The organism is Butyricimonas muris, assembly GCF_046365375.1.
GTDB classification, from domain to species: domain Bacteria; phylum Bacteroidota; class Bacteroidia; order Bacteroidales; family Marinifilaceae; genus Butyricimonas; species Butyricimonas muris.
Map to the genome: position 1 here is coordinate 13,745 of NZ_JBKEIT010000011.1, position 16,622 is coordinate 30,366.

Below are 16,622 nucleotides of genomic sequence, written 5' to 3' on the forward strand. Positions count from 1 at the left end.
ATTGAAATTTTAGTGGTTGCGCCCGGCGGGAACCGGGCGCATTTTTTATACGCTCCCGCCAAACAGGTAGGTCGAACAGACCACCCCGTTATCCAGCACCCTGCTTTCCGAAAGTTTCCATAGCGAGCCGGATGTTTCCCCGATAAAGCCGATGCCTTTGCCCGCCATAACCGGGACGGTGTAGATAGTCAGGCTGTCCAGCAATCCGGCTTTAATCAATGAAGTAAGCAGCTTGCCGCCACCTACCACCAGTATGTCGGTTTCCTGTTTCAGTTCATAAATTCTTTGCAGCGGTTCTTCGGTCAGGAACTCCACGCCGCAGTCCGGCGTCACGTTGGTGTCGTAGTGTGACACCACAAAAGACCGCTTGCTTTTGTGCGGCCACCCGCCCCAGTGTTCAAAGATGTAGTTGTAGGTGTTCGCCCCCATAAGCAGGCAGCTTGCGGCGGCGTGTTCCCTTGCCGCCAGTTCCTTGACCTCACGGGGCATCCAGTCCAGTTCATAGTCCGGCGTGGCGGTATGCCCGTCCAGCGATACGGCGATGTGCGCTTTGATTTGTTCCATATTGTCAGGTATTAAAGTGATATAAATCCCTACTGTCTTTGCACGTTAGCCGCCACCTAAAAAGAAAGCGTGGCATGACGCTGTTTCAAAGTAGAGGTACTGGCATACCCAAATGTGGAAACAGTGCAGCCACGCTATGACAAACGCATAGCATATCCTGCGCTGAATATCCCCACATTTTGAAAAGTGCCAGTTTTCTACTTTGGGACGTTCGGCGAACGTATATGTTATATATAAAGGCAATATTCCGGCAACCGCCGTCCAACTGCCGTTACTTTTTTCGTGTAACTTCTGCAAAGTTAAGCAAATACCCTGAATTTTCACGTGCAAACAGAAAAAATCCTGCCGTGTTTCACAACAAGGCAGGACACAAGCACATGAATTACACAAGTTTTATCCATACGCTTATGGACAACTTGTGTTCCATCGAAGATTATATGAACCTATGACAAAACAGCTTTGGTTCGCCGTGTCTTTGGTGATGATGTCCCTTTCCCGCATGAAGCGGATATAGCTCTTTGCGGTGCGCTCCTTGATGTCCAAGACCTGCTGCAACTGCTCGCAAAGGTCTATGTAGGTGATGCGTGTCTGCCGCCCGAAGATGTCACGTGCGACATTCACCAGTTCCCTTTCCTTGCGCTTCTCCTTTTCCTCACGGGGCTTCTCGCCCTTGTACACGTGCATCCCCGCTTCCTTGTCCCATGCAAAGAGCATCAAAGGAACGTCCAACGGGCTTCCGTCCCTTACTTTCAAGGCTTTCACGACCGACTGGGCGGGTTCTTCGTCTTTCTCTATCGAAAGGATTGTAGCCGCCTTACGCTGCAACTCACTACCCAAATGTCCCCGTAACTTCAAGCCATTCGGAACGAAGTGCAGCACACAAAGAATACAGGTGTTATAGATACCCGCCAGCCGATAAAGTTCATCTATCACCGCCACGCTTTCCGCTTCATCGTTGGCACTTTTCACAAGGTCTGCGATGCCGTCAATGACGACCAACTGGATGCCGCCGTACTGGTAGTAGAACTTATCCATACTCTGCACAATGGCGTTCAGGCGTTCCTTGCGTGACATACCTGTAAGACAAAATGCTTTCAGTTCATCGGGTTTGTCCGGCTGTTTGGCACGTGCCAGCAGGTTGCCTACATTCTTGAACAATTGCACTTCCGACTGTTCGGTGTCATAGAGCAAGACCGCCTTATGCCTGCCGTTGGCGGTTATCTGTATGCCCAGCGTATCTACTTCCGCACCAGCGGGGCAGATGCAGCCCGCCACGATTGCGGCTACATAATTGCTCTTTCCCGTTCCCTCGCCCCCGGTGATGCCGAACAGGTTGCCTTGTGTTCCTAACGGAACGTCACCCGCCGAAATAATCTCTTGCGCTTTGGCGGGCGGGTTGTTGAAATCTATCTCGCACGATTTTAGCATAATCAATGTGTCGCTATACAGGTTGTCTAAAAATTCGATAAACAGTTTCAGGAAATCTTCACGGGTGTTCCCGGCTTTGAAGTAGTCGGAAATGTCCTTTTCCTCTTTCGTTCCCGGAAGCGGGAGCAGCAGCCGTTTCACGCCAAATTCTTCCAGTAGTTTTTCCTGCTTGCGTGAACTTTCCCTGCCCGTCTTGTCCATGTCAAAGAGCAGGACGATGTGTTTGAAGCGGAACGTCAGCCGATAAACCAGCGTGGGCGGTATCGTCACCGTTTCGCTGTTGAAGCAGATAGCGTGAAAACCATGCGCCGCCAGTGAAAGTACGTCTTTCTCGCCGCCTGTGATGAATAGCGTGTCACCTTTGGCGGGCAGTTGCTCCAGCCCGAAACAGTAGTTTTCGCCGAAGCTGCCGCCGTAGAGGAAGCGGGGTGTGGAGAACGGGCGGTACAGTTTGATGTGCTGTTTACCCTTGTAGCCGTACATGGGTTCTGCCACCGATGAAGTGTAGGTGTACGGCTTCCCCTCTGCCGTTTCACTATTGTATTCCCGGAGCGAACAGACCTTGTAATATTCCAGCAGTTCGGGCGTGATGCCGTACTGTTGCCAGTACACCAGTTCGGCAAGCGGAAACTTCTGTTCCCGGAACTGGTAGGGCTTGACGGGCTTTTCGGGTGTTTCTTCGGGTTTGTCCGGCACTGCCCGGCGGACGGTTGCCGGGGGAACAGAAACCGGAGTGCCGGAAGCCAGCCCCAAGCCCAAATCCCGGTCGATGATTTCCAGTATTTCCACGAAGTCAGCCGCCCGGTTGCAGTCCAGCCCCTTTAACTGTCCCACGAGGAAGAAACAATCGCCGCTGTAACTGTCGTTGCCGAAGTCTTTCATCTTGTAGATACCGCCCCGGCGGTCGAAATAGATATTGCAGGAAGCCTTGCTGTCCTCGTACAGCGGGTTAAGGAAGTTGCGACCTATGCGCCAGTTACCGGGCAGGTAGTGTTTGAACACCGCCAGCCCGTTACTTGTCCTTTCTAAGATTTCCTCTTTCCTTAGCATACAGTTGGTGGTTGGTTATCAGGTTGTCGATGTTCTCCTTGTTGCTCCTTATCAGGCGTTCTTCCAGCATCCGGCGTATCTCGCTGACCTTGTAGAAATAACGTCCCCTGATGTTGGAATAGGCGATAGTCCCCGACACCCGCAGGCGTTGCAGGGTCTTTTCGCTTATTTTCAGGAACGTGCAGACCTCGTAGCTGTCCACCCACATATCTTCCTCGCTTTGTCTTGCCGTTTCCACGTGGTTGAAGATGTAGTCGGCAATGGCGGTAATCTTGTTGTCCAGCTCCTTGTAGGCTTTGGACTCGAATGTTATTATTTCCATAATGGTAACTAATTGATTTGCCGCAAAGTTCGGGTGTCCTGAAAAATAAAACGCCACAGGCGAACCCACCTGTGGCGAAATAAATTTTGTTAAAGCACGGTTGCCTAATCCTGCTCCCTCATGCGCAGCAGCAACCTGTCTTTCAGGGTGGAGAGGAAGCCCGTGCGGTCTTTGGTCTTGGCTTTTAGTTCCATGTAGGTGTGGTAGAAGTCGCCGAGGTCGATGTCGAAAACATATTCAAAATAGGCTACAATCTCCTTTATATCAACCGTTCCCTTGTTCAGACAGCCGCAGGCGTCCAGTGCGTAGACAAGCTCCACCAACGCCCTTTTCGTCCCCGTCCAGCGCAGCACCTTTCCCGTGAAGCCGTTCTTCACCCGCTTGCGCTGTTCCCGGCGTTCCAGCTCGTGCAATCGGTTGGTGAGGTATATTTCCAGCAGTTCGTTGGCTAAAATCTTGGCTACCTTGAAGTCGTGACTGGTGCTGAACTGTGGGTCTGTTTCGTAATAGAAACTGTCCACAATGATTTGTATGTCAGGCTTCCCACGCATGAAATACTGCCTGTCCAAGTAGGTGGCTTTCGTACGGTGGTACTGGTAGAACGCCAAGTTCCGCTGGAACGACTTTGAAATCCGGTCGGTTTCCGACAGCAGGTAGTCCCGCTGCACGTCCTCGCTACCGCTGGGGAAGCGCACCTCTATCTTGTAAACGGTGTTGTAATAGATGATTTTGCTTGCTAAAAGCGGTTTCAGTTCCTTGAAGAAGTGTATTTCTTCTTCCGTGCTGGCGAACGGGTAGGAGATTATAAAGGTTTTGAGTTCGCCCAGTATCTCTTGCAGGTAGTCCACGCACAGGCGGCAGAGCGTCAGCGTGTCCGTTGCGGTGTCCTCGTATTCCTGTATCTGCCATTCCACTTTTTGAAGCAGTCCGGCGAAGTATGTTTCCAACAGTATCTTATGTTCCATAACCTTGTGCTTATCTTTTATGAAGCACAAAGTTACGGGCATAAAAAATCTGTTTTATTCTTGATTTTTCACATTACGTTCTTGTAACTGTGCATTTTCTTGTTTCCTGCGCTTTTCTGCGTATTTCTCCGGGGGTATCTAAAAGATACGCCTTGCAGAAGTCGTTCAGGTTCGATGTCGATGCGAACCCGGTGGTGAACGCCACTTCGGTAAGCGTGAGGTTTGTGTTCATCAGGTAGTGTTCCACGTCCTTTACCCGTTCCTTTATCACCCATTCCTTAGCCGTGTACCCGGTCATTTTCTTTACCTTTCGCCGGAACGAGCCGTATTCCATGCCGCATTTGTCCGCCAGTTGTTCGGCATCATAGACCATGTAGCCTTTCAGACGTACCATTTCGGTGAACGTCTGCCTGCCCAGTTCCGGCAGCATCCGTTCGGCGTGGCGCAGCTCCTTTTCCGTCACCAGCAGTCGGTTGTCCCTTACCGGGTTTCTCCGCAGCAGGTGGAAAGCGTGGCATACCGTGTTGTAAACGTTGCAGAGGTACTGCCGTCCCGGTCGCATCCAGTGGAGCGCATCGCAGTAGGCGGTCAGTTCGGGTATGTCGTCCCGCTTGCGGTGCTGTTCCGCCAGTTCGTCCAGTATGGCGTAACGGGTGGTGGACATACCCAGCAGGATGATGATTGCCTTGTAGTCCTTGTACGCCGCCAGTGTCGGCGTTTCCGGCAGGCTTTTGAGCGTGTCGCACACGTGGGCGCACAGCCGCCCGTCCTTGCTGAACGGTTCAAGTTCCAAGTAGTTGTCCATTTTCCGGCTGTTGTGCAGCAGCCATGTTACCTTTTCGTCCAGTTCCTTGCAGGACGCTTCCAGCTCCGCTTCGGGAGCGGGAAGCAATAGTGATGTAATCCGTTGTTCCATATCTGAATAAATTGATTTGTTTCCTGTACGTTACCCGGTAGCCCATAGCCAGACTTTTTGGATTAGCCGCCAAACCACGTGATAAAGGAACATGGCGGCAAGCATAAGAAAACCTGCCCGCAGGAAATATTCTTCAATGCGTTGCCAAACGCTCGTTTTTCGTTCGGGCATCAGTATGTCCGCCACTTCCTCAAAGGTCTTGCAGGCGAAAATCACTTGCCGGAACTCGTCTGCGCTGTTCCAGCATTCTTCCTTGAACCACCGTGTCTTGGGGTATCGTTCCGATACCAGTTCTTGCAGTTTCCGTAACGGGAACGGTTCGGGGTTGTCCCCATACTCGTATTCAATGGAAATCACTCGTCCCTGCATCCTGATGCAATATCCCAATATCCCTTGCCACTTCACTTTGTGCGCTCCCTTTTCAACATATTTCGTCCCGGTTGCATCCACAACAATGTAGTTCTTCCGCTTCTTCAACAACTTGGTATTGGTCGTTGTGTACAGTTCTTCCTTGCGAAACACGTATATCATGTTGCCTTTGGGGGCAAAACTGAATATCGGGTATTTTAACTTCGTTTTCATCTTTCAATACCCCCGCCAAATCTTCAATAAAATATTTTTAGAGGGGCAACATCTGAACAATTCTGCCAGTTCCTCAAAACTCTTGCATCTGAATACGGTCTTTGTGAATTCATCTGCGTTTTCCCAAAGCCCGGAACGATATTCTTGTGTTTTTGGGTATCGCTTAACGACAATCTCCTGTAATGTCCGTAAAGTAATGCGGACGGGATTTTCCTCGTATTCATTCTCTATTTCAATAATGCCGCACTGCATACCTATAAATCCACGTATGCCTTTCCAGCGGATGAAATGGGCTGATTTTATTGTGTACATCATACCTGAAGCATCTACTACAATGTTCTTTTCACGTTTGTTCCGCTTGAACCATGTTATACTTGTGGTATTATATGTATTCTCTTCCCAACAAACATATACCACGTTGTTTCGGGGAGAGAATGAAAATATCGGGTATTTTAGTCGAGCTTTCATTGGGAATAGTTTACTGTTTTATAAAAGCAAAATAAAGCAGGGTAACACCTACCACAACCCCGAAAAAGATACAACTTGTAATATTGAAAGCCCAATCGGGGTAATGGAAATCAAGTTCTTCATAAGGAATGGCGGCTTTCTTTATACATCTGTTCCATACCCATATCAGAACTTTTCCAAATCTCTTTACTGTGATAAGGCTACTCATATTGTTAATGGTTAGCAGGGAACGGCTTGTCCTTATCAACTTGTTCTAACCTCAAAGTTTATCAGACCGCTTAAATCTGCCGATTGTTTGCGTGCTAATATCAATGTATGGAAGTGTTTTGACTATCTCAATATTTTCAAAGTTCTCACTTCCAACCATTGCCAATAGAGGGGAATACCCGAAACATTCATCAATGTTAGGCGTTCCGAGTTTCTCTTGTATTACAGGATAATTTTCCAAATCAAACCAACCTTTCAAGGTGCTTTTATTGAAAATTATTTTATTCAGCAGTAATACGAGATTATCAGGGAGTATTAAATACGTTCCGTATCTGACATTCAGATAAACGATGTAGTTATTCAGTTTCGGGTTCTTTACGTAGGCAAAGACATCACCGAAAACCGTACACATGAACGGCAGAAACGATTTATCATACTCCATAACATAACAAGAGTTTAGCACATCTTGGTAATCAGACGGATTTATGATTTTAAGCATCCCGTCACAATAACTGCCCAACCCGACTTCTTGCCATAAAGTAGTCAGTTCGGTATAAGACAAATCGGCATATTTAGCAATAAAGGTATCATCTACTGCTTGTCTGATACTATTGAGGTTCTTTTCTAAAAATTTCTCGTACATATTTGTGCGCTTTATGGTTGATAATGGTTAGCAGGAAACGGCTTGTCCGTTATCCTGCGTTGTTAGCGAAATATTCTATTCTATCCTTTGTTAGTTCTATCAAAATGAAACTAAAAGAACAAGCAATCAAAGCCAGTATATAGGATAAAAAATAGCATTTCATATATTTTTTTGTACGCTCTTTTCTGAATTGTTTGAAATAGGAGATATACCTATCGTTCTTAAATAGGAATACCTGATTTGGAACATAACACAAGAGAACAAGAAGCAGAAAACTGATAATAAAGTTACTAACGTCACGAAACATAATACCATACCAAGAGATATGTGTTATTACCATTACCACGTTCAAAATAGTAAGAATTAGTAATATCATGAAAATGCAAGTTCCACCAATGGATTCTATAAGAATAAAAGGGGAAAAATCCTTTTCTCTTTCTTCTGTTCGCTTCACAATATCCAGTGATTGCCAAAAAATATTTTCTTTCTTATAAAACTTCCGTGTGTGTTTGTTGTCAATCAAGCGGAACAAATCCATTGTATGGAAGCACTTATACAAAAGTGTATGAGTACAATAGTATAATATATTCCAAAAGAGTTCTATTCGTTTCATTTTGATATGCTTTCGCTAATGGCTTGGAAAGGAACGCCGTTTAGGGGTTATCTTTCCTTGTTAGATGTTTCTTTGTTTTTCCATTCTTGCATAAGTGATAACAAGTCATTAGAATATTCAACCGATGTAATTCTTGGTGTTTTTTCTAATATCCTGTTTTCTTCTGTATGCTTACATAGGTGTAGGAAATAGTCTTTTAATGAATTTGCAATCTTAATCTGTGATTGTTCATTATCAGAAAAATCATGTGAAATGAAATACACAGATTGTTCACTGATATTTAATGCAATGTAATCACCCGGAGTAGCTTCTGCAAACGGCAAGAAATCGTGTCCGAAAATATCCGAATTATTCTCTAATACATCAAGGAGATATAAGGATGCTTCTTGACATAAAGAGAGGAATTGACCAAACTCTAAGAATGTGGAATTTCCCAGTATGGGAATGTTTGTCGTTACATTAAAACCAACTTCATCATTAAAGCTATATCCCTGATATTTTTTTAGGATATTCCACAAAAGTTTGGGAATATCTCTTTTCAGATACTCTTCGATTAATTTAATCTCGTCATTAAATATCCGAGTATCTAATAAGTTCTCTTGGCTTACATTGTATAGTCCGCCAAGACTATTGAAATGGTTGAATATTGCTTTCATATTACTTGCATATTACATCTAATGGCTAAGCGGGGAACGCTGTAAGCATTATCACGCTTCGTTATAAACTCAATTTACTTTGCATGATTGGCTTTTATTTACCCACCATTCCTGTTCTTCCACCTCACGAGCCTTTTGTATCTCGTCCGTTGTCAGATTTTCATTGTGATAGGCATTATATAGATTTTTCCAACCATTCTTACGATATTTCGGTGATACAATCCATTCGCCTGCATCATTAAACAGGCAGAAATTTGCAGGAGTATCGGGTATAATCTCATCTGCCCAAGAACAGACTTTTGTCAGTCCCTTTGCGGATTTCCACTTACCCCGATATTCAGATAAGTTTAATTTCAGTTCTGCTATTTCATTCCGTCCTTTCTCTATTTGTTGTCCGCTCATCCGATACCCCTGCTTGAAAGAACCGGAGAATGTACCGCTATATCGTTTATCTCCGTATTCCGCAAACGAGTAATGCCCATATATGAAACCGTCCAATTCCGTATATTCACTTTTTATCATTTGGGAACAGGAAGAAATGCTATCTATACAAACTTTTCCCTTAAACGGACAGATTACGGATAATCGGGTACGACTGATACCCTTTATCTCATATTCTCTACTATCCATTTTCCGAGCTTCGGCAATATGAATATCAATTCGGCTACAATCTTCTCCTAATATGCCAATCATGCTTAAATTGTCAAACAAGCCCGAAAGGTCTTGCTGCAAAATATCCGCTTTGGGATTTTGTGAATAGGCTACTCCACAAAACCAAAAGAGTAAAAAGATAATGATATGGTATATTTTCTGTTTCATATTTTGCATTACTGTTTATAATGGCTAAGCGGGGAACGGCGTTAGTCCGTTATCCCGACTTGTTACCAATATTTTTTTAAGTATTAGCCAAAGATTTCTATTCCTAATTATTAAGAGCAATCTCTTTACCAACAAATACGGCATCACCACATTTCATAAAGAAACCATTTTGACCATTGTATTTCCTAAGAGCATAGGGATATGCAACAATTCCTTTTTGTGGCTTTATGCTAATTTCACAACATCCATGTGATGTTTGGTAAAGCAAAAAAACTTTTTCCCCATGCCTTTTTAAAATGTCATATACCTTATTCTTCCATTCTTTTTCATCCTTATCTTCAATGTTATATGAATCAGCAATACGACCATTTCTTAAAAAATGGGAATCATTAACATCCGGCTTAGAGCGTAAGAACTGCATTTGTTCCCTTGCAATACTACCAAAATGGTAATATTCGCCATATTTTTTGTATCTCGTTTTTAATTCTTCCATTGTCATCAAATCAAAATTGACGATAGAGAAGAAAGAACTTGATGAATTTACAACAGACGTATATAGTCTTTTGCTAATGTCAGCTTCCGAAGAAGGAGAAATATCTAAAAAGAATATATTAGGATTGTACCCTCGTAATTCCTCACAAAATTGCTGCTCATCATTTTGAGTCATAAATAACTGAAAATCTCTACTTTTCTCCATTGTATTTAATTTTGATGATGATAAAATCTTTGGCTTACCTTATCGCACTGTTATTGGTAATGGCTTGGAAAGGAACACCGTTTAGGGGTTATCTTTCCTTGTTAATATTGTTTTGTTGGGTATTTCAATTTGGTATATACATAAATTTTCCTTTGTAAGAAAACGCACAAATAAAGTATATTACAAAAATCACTAATGTTAGCATGATACAAATCACATTCTTCTTTTTCTCATTCTTTTCCCGATAAATGCTTCTTCCTATCCTTGCTTTCTTTTCCGACCAAAACAAGAATCCATTAAAGCAATAAATCATTATTATAAAGATGAAATGTGAACAAGGATGCGCAATATACTTTAGAATTGAGTATTCAAACATCATATTTGTATAAGCTCCCAATAAGCTATATATCATATATATGATAAAACTAAAACACACCACAGAAAATGCCTTATTCTGTTCTCTGTCTTTACCAAAGGAATCATAAATAAAGAAAATTGTGTAATACCAATACTTATACCAACTCATAACAGATTTAATATTAATGGCTAAGCGGGGAACGCTGTCAAGCGTTATCACGCTTCGTTATCTATATTTTCAACTGAATCAGAATGGAATTTTAGAAGCATAAGCCGCATAATATTTTCCTTATCTTCCCAATATTCCTCGTCTATTTTATTCAACTTGGTGATTTCGTTCTCTGTCAAATGTTTGGGAATATCCCATAGCTCTTGTAATTGGCTGTCATTTTCCAATCTTTGGATGATGCCGTATGCCTGTATAAGAAGTTGTTCTGTATATGTTGCGTTAATTGCTCCCAGTCCTTTGATTGCAAGCAAATAAGCATCATATCCCCAATTACAGAAGAATTGAAGAAATCCACCATTATACATTTCAAGTTCCAGCCAATATAATGCGGCGACCATACTGTCTGTTTCCCCCATATCTTGATAATTGGGACGAATTTCTGTAAACTTACGTCCAATAGGGGAAAAGGATTGCTCCCAATATTGTTCTAAATTTTCCATTCTTATTGCTTTTGTTATAGATAATGGTTTGGTGAGGAACAGCGTTTAGCTGTTGGCTCGACCTTGTTACCAACCTTAATTATAATTCAGAGAAATCAAAAAGATTGAAGAACTTATCAAACTTCTCTTCTGTTCTACATGACAAAAATATTCCGTCATCTGTTGGTGTATTGTCGGCTTTATAGAAATACCAAATCAGATTATCTTGATATGCATATATGATTAGAGCATTATATTGCACAACTTTATTCCATTCCTTTTGTACATATTCCAATATAGCAGGATAGGCTTCTTCTTTTTCAGCTATTCCGCCAAACTCAAAGCCTCCTTGTGCGCAATTATAATACATCGTTAATAGAATAAAATCCATTAATCCAATCGGTTCTGTTATCCAACCTTCATCATCACTATACTTAACCCAAATTGTGGTATCATGTATTGTAGTAGCCCATAAACACACTTCTTGATTTTCCGCAAGAAAGATAATCTTTTCACCATCAGATTGTAATTCGTCTAATGGCAAGAACCGTTGGAACGAAGAAGCCAATACCTCTACTTTTCCAACAGATAAATAAAAATGCTTTAGAGCTTCCGGCATTGTTAGTCCAAGCATATTTTCAGCCTGTTTGATTTCATCCGTTGTGTAACCGTCATTTGCAGTTAATTTTCTGCCTAATAACTGTTCTGCTGTTTGAATAATGTTCTTCATATTTTAATTGTTGGTAATGGCTAAGCGAGGAACGCTGTCAAGCGTTATCCCGGTTTGTTAGCAACTTTACTTTAGTTCATAACAAGCATAGAGTTCAATTTTATTTCCTTCAAGAATATCATTGATTTGATACTCCAGTTCGTCCAAACTATTGACACTTGTTATTTGACGGTTGAAACCTAATTGCTTAATCTCCAAATCAATACTTAAATGTCCGATTGATATAAAATTATCTTTCAACTTCTCTATATCCGTATAATATAGAGATAACTTGCGTACACCAAAACTTCCCATAGCATTAGTTTTTGTTACAGGAACTTCTTCTATCAAAATCGTATCTATTGTTGGCTTTAGATAGTCATTGTAAGTAGTAGGAACAAAAGCATAATAAGCATCTTTCCTATATTGATAAAAATCTTCAAAGATGAAACAGCGATACTTGTTATCAATTTGAAAGGCAATTACTTCTCCCTTTGTAAAAAGACTGTTTACAAGTGTTTTATGCTTTTTCGGCTTACGTACTTTCAAAATGGGTGCGCTTACCTTTTTGAGTAACTTTTGGAGTGCAATATTTCTTTGCGAAATAGCGGTTTTATCTATTTCAGCCCAAGTTCTATCAGCTCCGTTTTCCACGATAGCTTTAAGCAGTTTTACAAAATAATCGTCCAAAAGCCCTATTTCCCAAAGCGTAAGACAAGCAGTAGAAATATAAATTTCTAAATCAAGTGAAGATGATATATTTTGTAATCCATTTTTTAGATACGATTTAATTTCATCTGCCGACTGTCCACTATCATATCTGTCCAATATTTCATTTTGAACATCTATGCCTAAATCACTTTCCAATATGTCTGTACCGTCAATCGCCATATTTGTTATTTCTTTTGTTGCTAATGGCTAAGCGGGGAACGCTGTCAAGCGTTATCACGCTTCGTTATCTATATTTTCAACTGAATCAGAATGGAATTTTAGAAGCATAAGCCGCATAATATTTTCCTTATCTTCCCAATATTCCTCGTCTATTTTATTCAACTTGGTGATTTCGTTCTCTGTCAAATGTTTGGGAATATCCCATAGCTCTTGTAATTGGCTGTCATTTTCCAATCTTTGGATGATGCCGTATGCCTGTATAAGAAGTTGTTCTGTATATGTTGCGTTAATTGCTCCCAGTCCTTTGATTGCAAGCAAATAAGCATCATATCCCCAATTACAGAAGAATTGAAGAAATCCACCATTATACATTTCAAGTTCCAGCCAATATAATGCGGCGACCATACTGTCTGTTTCCCCCATATCTTGATAATTGGGACGAATTTCTGTAAACTTACGTCCAATAGGGGAAAAGGATTGCTCCCAATATTGTTCTAAATTTTCCATTCTTATTGCTTTTGTTATAGATAATGGTTTGACAAGGAGCTGCGTTTAGCAGCTAACTTGGCTTGTTACCAATATAATTTATAGGGAAACAGATAGCCATTTTTGCTTCCATGAAGAATATCTTTTCTTAGAATCCAAAAGCCATTTGCCTTTTTTAAACAAGAATATGTATTGCTTCTTTTCCTGCATAGGCACTTCTCTGTATGTGTGAACTACAATTCTGTCCTTTCCTTCTTCTACAATATCGGTTATTTTCTCTTCATCAATATCATATTCATAAGAACCTTCATTGCCATAAGATATAGTAGTAGGTCTGCTATTCTTGCGTTCACGAGAAGTGCAGTAGTTCAAAAAGATTTTTGATACCAATTCTTTTTGCTTGTTAAACTGTTCTTCGAATGAAAGTTCATTCTGCTTTGCAATATCATTACACATCACTTCCCACTCGTGCATATTCTGCATGAATTGAAGCAATAAATTCTGTATAGTTTCTTTTAGTTCTGTTTCCATATCTGTTCTATATTATTGGTAATGGTTAGCAGGGAACGGCTTGTCCGTTATCCTGCGTTGTTAGCGAAATTATTTTATCCACTCACAGAAACTAAGTCAGATACAGCTTTCTTCTTTCAATTATTTTTCTTAGCCATTGAGGGGTGTATTCTTTACTTCGTGGATAATCCTCAAATGCTCCAATAAGCCAATCGGGATTATTGAATATGTCGGAAATGGATGTTATATCATCGTAATTAAAGGATATATCATAAGAATTGCCTTTTTCTATTGTTATACAGCATTGCATCCATGCTCCTTCTTTGGGGGCTTGTAGATACATATCTTTGTGGATATGAAACAGACTGTTATGAATAAGATTTTCTATACTTTGGCAGAGTGTTATTTTCTGAACTTCTTCTTCCCGACAACAAGTAATGTTCATATAAGAAGCAGAAATGAATGTATAGCTTAATACAATTTTATTCCAGTCTTTCGTTTGCTTATCCGTTGCTTCTATCAGTGCATGTACCAGTTGTTGTATTTGATTTGACACATTTTCAATCTGCCAACTTTGTGTGCGTTTGGGAATAGAAATCTGATTTTGCGACTTTTTAGATGTTGGTTTTATCATTGTATATGGTGTATTCGATTTTTCACACATACTAAGAACCATATCAAGATACCACAACCAATATTCCTTGCGTTTCTCCGCATTACCTATTTCCATGAAAGGATTGCTGCCCGAATAGGCTATTGAGCATATAAAATCCGCATTCCAGCTTTCAAAGTCGAAAGCATTATCATCTTCACCGTTATAATCCTCTATCTCCAATATGGTAGCTGCATCATTCCGAATAGCATATCCTAAAGCGATGATTGCCGACCCTGCCATATCTTCGCAACTCTCAATGGATTGTTCCGCATAATTGCATAACCGTTCCACCGAAACCGATATGCTTTCGGCAGTGCCCTTATTCTTGTAAAGATAACTATCTATTTCGGACAAGACACTGTATAATGGGTTTTCATTGTCATATTCCTTTGTAAAGCAAGAACAGACTTTCTTGCAACACTCGCATAATACTTTTTGTACTATACATATATCGCTTATTTGTTTCATCAAATCAACACGATAGGGCAAAGGCAAATGCCCCATACTGTTTTGATTGATTATTTCTTTCAGTTTTTCTACTTGCTGTATCATACTGGTTTCTGTTTTCGCTAATGGCTAAGCGGGGAACGCCGTTAGGCGTTATCACGCTTTGTTAGTCACGTTATTATTCTTGCTTATAAATTCATAACAGTCATCCAAAGCATATCGGGCTAAAGCACTTTCTATCCATTTCTCATAACTATCGGGAAGCTTTTCGCATTCAGGATGTGTAAGCCAATACGTTTCACCATATAGAGCAAGCATTGCCCAATGATAAATGTTTTCGTGAGAAAAGAAAACAACATCATCAGTTGTGTTTATTGGCTGTTGTAGAGGATGAAAGTCTTTAACCAGCTGCTGTGCATTCTCTATGGTAGTATTTCCATATGTAGATATGCACTCTTTTAATAGTTCGCAAAACACTTTGAAATGAAAGATGATTTTAACATCTTCATCCTCTGCCACTATAATGTCATTGTTCATGCTGTTATCATTTATAAGTTATTGCAAGTTGTGACTAATGGCTAAGCGAGGAACGCTGTAAGCGTTATCGCGCTTCGTTAGTAATCTGTTATTGCACTCGTTTCAAATCTCCGATAGATTGGAGTGACATTTCTATGTAGGGAATAGTTTTTAGAATATGGATGTTATCTATTGCTTCTTTACCACCCAATGCCAATGTCGGAACATAACCGTAACATTCGTCTAATGCCGGAATACCTTTGGCTGATTTTATTATGGGATATTCATCTAAGGAAAACCATGAAGACAAGCAGCCCTTATTTAATAATACGATATTAAACAGTATATCGACCTTATCGGATAAAATCCTGAATGTTCCGTATCTCACATTGACAAAGACGACATAATCACCTATCCTGCAATCTTTCACATAGGCAAATATATCACCGAAAACTGTTGTCATAAATGGTGTGGCTAAACCAAAACCTGCCATCGGATAGCAATCATCTATTATTGCCTGATATTCATTAGGTTCAATAATCCTAAATAATCCCTCGCAAAACATTCCAAATCCAACTTCTTTCCAAAGTGTGATTATGTTCTCCGATACGACATTGGCATATTTAGCAATAAAAGCATCATCTGCCGTTTGGCAGATGATATTTAGGTTCTTATCTAAAAACTTTTCGTACATATTTGTTGAACTTTGATTACTAATGGTTAGAAAGGAGCATCGTCAGATGCTATCTTTCGTTGTTACCGATGTTTTCTTTATACCTTTGCACCGATATTAATCCAGATTGCTGGTTTTCAAACCATTTTCTCACAGGCTCTATTATTTCTTTTTCCACATTACTTATATTCCTGAAATCTTTTGCAAACCGTTCTTTTGAATCATCGCCATTTATAGCTTTATATTTTTCAGTAAGAGGTAATAATACATCATAAATCCATTTTTCCCTATTGCAGAGAAACGCCATTATAACTCCCGTAATGAATGGCTCGTGAAATCCTAACAATAAGTCAGCATTATCAAAATTATCCAATATAAAGTTATAATTGATAGTCAATCCTTTAGCAATCGGAAAATAGTATTGATTAATCAGATTGGAAACTATCTCAATTTGTTCTTCATTTCCAACAGTATCTTTAAACCACAATTTCTCTATATATTCATCAGGAAACAAGATAGAACTTCCCATAAAAATTACAGGAAATTTCACAGAAGATATTGCCCCTGATTTATTTTTAATATCGAATATTTCGTTATTACTTACTATCAGAGATAAATGTATATTATACATTCCTTTTATTCCGTGGCTTGGTGTATCAAACATTAATTTAAATTCTTTATCATCTTGAACTTTATAATTGCTTATGCCTGCTTTTTGGCTTATAATCGTACCCCAATGGGGTTGATTTGCTTTCAACCATTTGCCTAACTCTTTTATAAATGCTTTTTTATCCATTGTT

21 protein-coding genes are annotated in these 16,622 nt (G+C 40.6%); all 21 read right to left on the reverse strand.

What is annotated here, in order from left to right:
* Nucleotides 1-45: 45 nt before the first annotated feature.
* The gene (locus ACK8P8_RS16995) at nt 46-564 is read right to left on the reverse strand and encodes a dihydrofolate reductase family protein (RefSeq protein ID WP_369858680.1); all 519 of its coding nucleotides are present in this window, start codon (nt 562-564) and stop codon (nt 46-48) included.
* A 405-nt stretch (nt 565-969) separates the two neighbouring features.
* Entirely contained in the window at nt 970-3,042 is a 2,073-nt protein-coding gene (locus tag ACK8P8_RS17000; RefSeq protein WP_369858681.1) for an AAA family ATPase, read from the reverse strand.
* Nucleotides 3,005-3,364 carry a helix-turn-helix domain-containing protein gene (locus tag ACK8P8_RS17005; RefSeq protein ID WP_004329675.1) on the reverse strand — a complete coding sequence of 120 codons (360 nt, stop codon included), beginning with the start codon at nt 3,362-3,364 and terminating at the stop codon, nt 3,005-3,007. The genes ACK8P8_RS17000 and ACK8P8_RS17005 overlap by 38 nt, the downstream gene beginning before the upstream one ends.
* 104 nt (nt 3,365-3,468) lie before the next feature.
* Nucleotides 3,469-4,371 (reverse strand): RteC domain-containing protein, encoded by a 903-nt coding sequence (locus ACK8P8_RS17010; protein ID WP_369858682.1) that lies wholly within the window; start codon nt 4,369-4,371, stop codon nt 3,469-3,471.
* 31 nt (nt 4,372-4,402) lie between these two features.
* On the reverse strand, nt 4,403-5,245 hold the full coding sequence (locus tag ACK8P8_RS17015; RefSeq protein WP_120387562.1) for a helix-turn-helix domain-containing protein: 843 nt from the start codon (nt 5,243-5,245) through the stop codon (nt 4,403-4,405).
* Nucleotides 5,246-5,275: 30 nt separating this feature from the next.
* Entirely contained in the window at nt 5,276-5,827 is a 552-nt protein-coding gene (locus ACK8P8_RS17020; RefSeq protein ID WP_369858683.1) for a hypothetical protein, read from the reverse strand.
* 3 nt (nt 5,828-5,830) lie between these two features.
* Nucleotides 5,831-6,295 carry a hypothetical protein gene (locus ACK8P8_RS17025; RefSeq protein ID WP_369858684.1) on the reverse strand — a complete coding sequence of 155 codons (465 nt, stop codon included), beginning with the start codon at nt 6,293-6,295 and terminating at the stop codon, nt 5,831-5,833.
* 10 nt (nt 6,296-6,305) lie between these two features.
* Nucleotides 6,306-6,503 carry a hypothetical protein gene (locus tag ACK8P8_RS17030; protein WP_369858685.1) on the reverse strand — a complete coding sequence of 66 codons (198 nt, stop codon included), beginning with the start codon at nt 6,501-6,503 and terminating at the stop codon, nt 6,306-6,308.
* A 51-nt stretch (nt 6,504-6,554) separates the two neighbouring features.
* On the reverse strand, nt 6,555-7,145 hold the full coding sequence (locus ACK8P8_RS17035) for a T6SS immunity protein Tdi1 domain-containing protein (protein WP_369858686.1): 591 nt from the start codon (nt 7,143-7,145) through the stop codon (nt 6,555-6,557).
* Nucleotides 7,146-7,805: 660 nt separating this feature from the next.
* The gene (locus ACK8P8_RS17040) at nt 7,806-8,414 is read right to left on the reverse strand and encodes an SMI1/KNR4 family protein (protein WP_369858687.1); all 609 of its coding nucleotides are present in this window, start codon (nt 8,412-8,414) and stop codon (nt 7,806-7,808) included.
* 69 nt (nt 8,415-8,483) lie between these two features.
* Nucleotides 8,484-9,233: a hypothetical protein gene (locus ACK8P8_RS17045; protein WP_196006861.1), complete on the reverse strand. Its 750-nt coding sequence runs from the start codon at nt 9,231-9,233 to the stop codon at nt 8,484-8,486.
* Nucleotides 9,234-9,336: 103 nt separating this feature from the next.
* Nucleotides 9,337-9,930: a DUF8467 domain-containing protein gene (locus tag ACK8P8_RS17050; RefSeq protein WP_234106052.1), complete on the reverse strand. Its 594-nt coding sequence runs from the start codon at nt 9,928-9,930 to the stop codon at nt 9,337-9,339.
* A gap of 573 nt (nt 9,931-10,503) precedes the next feature.
* Nucleotides 10,504-10,956, reverse strand: coding sequence for a DMP19 family protein (locus tag ACK8P8_RS17055; protein WP_195437656.1), 453 nt, complete (start codon nt 10,954-10,956; stop codon nt 10,504-10,506).
* Nucleotides 10,957-11,035: 79 nt separating this feature from the next.
* The gene (locus ACK8P8_RS17060; protein WP_410026094.1) at nt 11,036-11,665 is read right to left on the reverse strand and encodes an SMI1/KNR4 family protein; all 630 of its coding nucleotides are present in this window, start codon (nt 11,663-11,665) and stop codon (nt 11,036-11,038) included.
* A gap of 66 nt (nt 11,666-11,731) precedes the next feature.
* Entirely contained in the window at nt 11,732-12,535 is an 804-nt protein-coding gene (locus ACK8P8_RS17065; protein ID WP_410026095.1) for a hypothetical protein, read from the reverse strand.
* Nucleotides 12,536-12,589: 54 nt separating this feature from the next.
* Complete coding sequence (locus tag ACK8P8_RS17070; protein ID WP_195437656.1) at nt 12,590-13,042, reverse strand: DMP19 family protein; 453 nt, start codon at nt 13,040-13,042, stop codon at nt 12,590-12,592.
* Nucleotides 13,043-13,120: 78 nt separating this feature from the next.
* Complete coding sequence (locus ACK8P8_RS17075) at nt 13,121-13,552, reverse strand: NTF2 fold immunity protein (protein WP_009129244.1); 432 nt, start codon at nt 13,550-13,552, stop codon at nt 13,121-13,123.
* Between the two features lie 91 nt (nt 13,553-13,643).
* Nucleotides 13,644-14,738: an Imm5 family immunity protein gene (locus ACK8P8_RS17080; protein WP_009291868.1), complete on the reverse strand. Its 1,095-nt coding sequence runs from the start codon at nt 14,736-14,738 to the stop codon at nt 13,644-13,646.
* 51 nt (nt 14,739-14,789) lie between these two features.
* Nucleotides 14,790-15,170 (reverse strand): hypothetical protein, encoded by a 381-nt coding sequence (locus ACK8P8_RS17085; RefSeq protein ID WP_117887889.1) that lies wholly within the window; start codon nt 15,168-15,170, stop codon nt 14,790-14,792.
* 88 nt (nt 15,171-15,258) lie between these two features.
* The gene (locus tag ACK8P8_RS17090; protein WP_186978690.1) at nt 15,259-15,843 is read right to left on the reverse strand and encodes a T6SS immunity protein Tdi1 domain-containing protein; all 585 of its coding nucleotides are present in this window, start codon (nt 15,841-15,843) and stop codon (nt 15,259-15,261) included.
* Between the two features lie 49 nt (nt 15,844-15,892).
* Nucleotides 15,893-16,618: a hypothetical protein gene (locus tag ACK8P8_RS17095; RefSeq protein ID WP_120387549.1), complete on the reverse strand. Its 726-nt coding sequence runs from the start codon at nt 16,616-16,618 to the stop codon at nt 15,893-15,895.
* Nucleotides 16,619-16,622 lie beyond the last annotated feature (4 nt).

What these genes read in the sequence shown, in the direction of transcription:
- ACK8P8_RS16995 (WP_369858680.1), bottom strand. Translation starts at nt 564, where the DNA reads ATGGAACAAATCAAAGCGCACATCGCCGTATCGCTGGACGGGCATACC.
- ACK8P8_RS17000 (WP_369858681.1), bottom strand. Translation starts at nt 3,042, where the DNA reads ATGCTAAGGAAAGAGGAAATCTTAGAAAGGACAAGTAACGGGCTGGCG.
- ACK8P8_RS17005 (WP_004329675.1), bottom strand. Translation starts at nt 3,364, where the DNA reads ATGGAAATAATAACATTCGAGTCCAAAGCCTACAAGGAGCTGGACAAC.
- ACK8P8_RS17010 (WP_369858682.1), bottom strand. Translation starts at nt 4,371, where the DNA reads ATGCCCGTAACTTTGTGCTTCATAAAAGATAAGCACAAGGTTATGGAA.
- ACK8P8_RS17015 (WP_120387562.1), bottom strand. Translation starts at nt 5,245, where the DNA reads ATGGAACAACGGATTACATCACTATTGCTTCCCGCTCCCGAAGCGGAG.
- ACK8P8_RS17020 (WP_369858683.1), bottom strand. Translation starts at nt 5,827, where the DNA reads ATGAAAACGAAGTTAAAATACCCGATATTCAGTTTTGCCCCCAAAGGC.
- ACK8P8_RS17025 (WP_369858684.1), bottom strand. Translation starts at nt 6,295, where the DNA reads ATGAAAGCTCGACTAAAATACCCGATATTTTCATTCTCTCCCCGAAAC.
- ACK8P8_RS17030 (WP_369858685.1), bottom strand. Translation starts at nt 6,503, where the DNA reads ATGAGTAGCCTTATCACAGTAAAGAGATTTGGAAAAGTTCTGATATGG.
- ACK8P8_RS17035 (WP_369858686.1), bottom strand. Translation starts at nt 7,145, where the DNA reads ATGTACGAGAAATTTTTAGAAAAGAACCTCAATAGTATCAGACAAGCA.
- ACK8P8_RS17040 (WP_369858687.1), bottom strand. Translation starts at nt 8,414, where the DNA reads ATGAAAGCAATATTCAACCATTTCAATAGTCTTGGCGGACTATACAAT.
- ACK8P8_RS17045 (WP_196006861.1), bottom strand. Translation starts at nt 9,233, where the DNA reads ATGAAACAGAAAATATACCATATCATTATCTTTTTACTCTTTTGGTTT.
- ACK8P8_RS17050 (WP_234106052.1), bottom strand. Translation starts at nt 9,930, where the DNA reads ATGGAGAAAAGTAGAGATTTTCAGTTATTTATGACTCAAAATGATGAG.
- ACK8P8_RS17055 (WP_195437656.1), bottom strand. Translation starts at nt 10,956, where the DNA reads ATGGAAAATTTAGAACAATATTGGGAGCAATCCTTTTCCCCTATTGGA.
- ACK8P8_RS17060 (WP_410026094.1), bottom strand. Translation starts at nt 11,665, where the DNA reads ATGAAGAACATTATTCAAACAGCAGAACAGTTATTAGGCAGAAAATTA.
- ACK8P8_RS17065 (WP_410026095.1), bottom strand. Translation starts at nt 12,535, where the DNA reads ATGGCGATTGACGGTACAGACATATTGGAAAGTGATTTAGGCATAGAT.
- ACK8P8_RS17070 (WP_195437656.1), bottom strand. Translation starts at nt 13,042, where the DNA reads ATGGAAAATTTAGAACAATATTGGGAGCAATCCTTTTCCCCTATTGGA.
- ACK8P8_RS17075 (WP_009129244.1), bottom strand. Translation starts at nt 13,552, where the DNA reads ATGGAAACAGAACTAAAAGAAACTATACAGAATTTATTGCTTCAATTC.
- ACK8P8_RS17080 (WP_009291868.1), bottom strand. Translation starts at nt 14,738, where the DNA reads ATGATACAGCAAGTAGAAAAACTGAAAGAAATAATCAATCAAAACAGT.
- ACK8P8_RS17085 (WP_117887889.1), bottom strand. Translation starts at nt 15,170, where the DNA reads ATGAACAATGACATTATAGTGGCAGAGGATGAAGATGTTAAAATCATC.
- ACK8P8_RS17090 (WP_186978690.1), bottom strand. Translation starts at nt 15,843, where the DNA reads ATGTACGAAAAGTTTTTAGATAAGAACCTAAATATCATCTGCCAAACG.
- ACK8P8_RS17095 (WP_120387549.1), bottom strand. Translation starts at nt 16,618, where the DNA reads ATGGATAAAAAAGCATTTATAAAAGAGTTAGGCAAATGGTTGAAAGCA.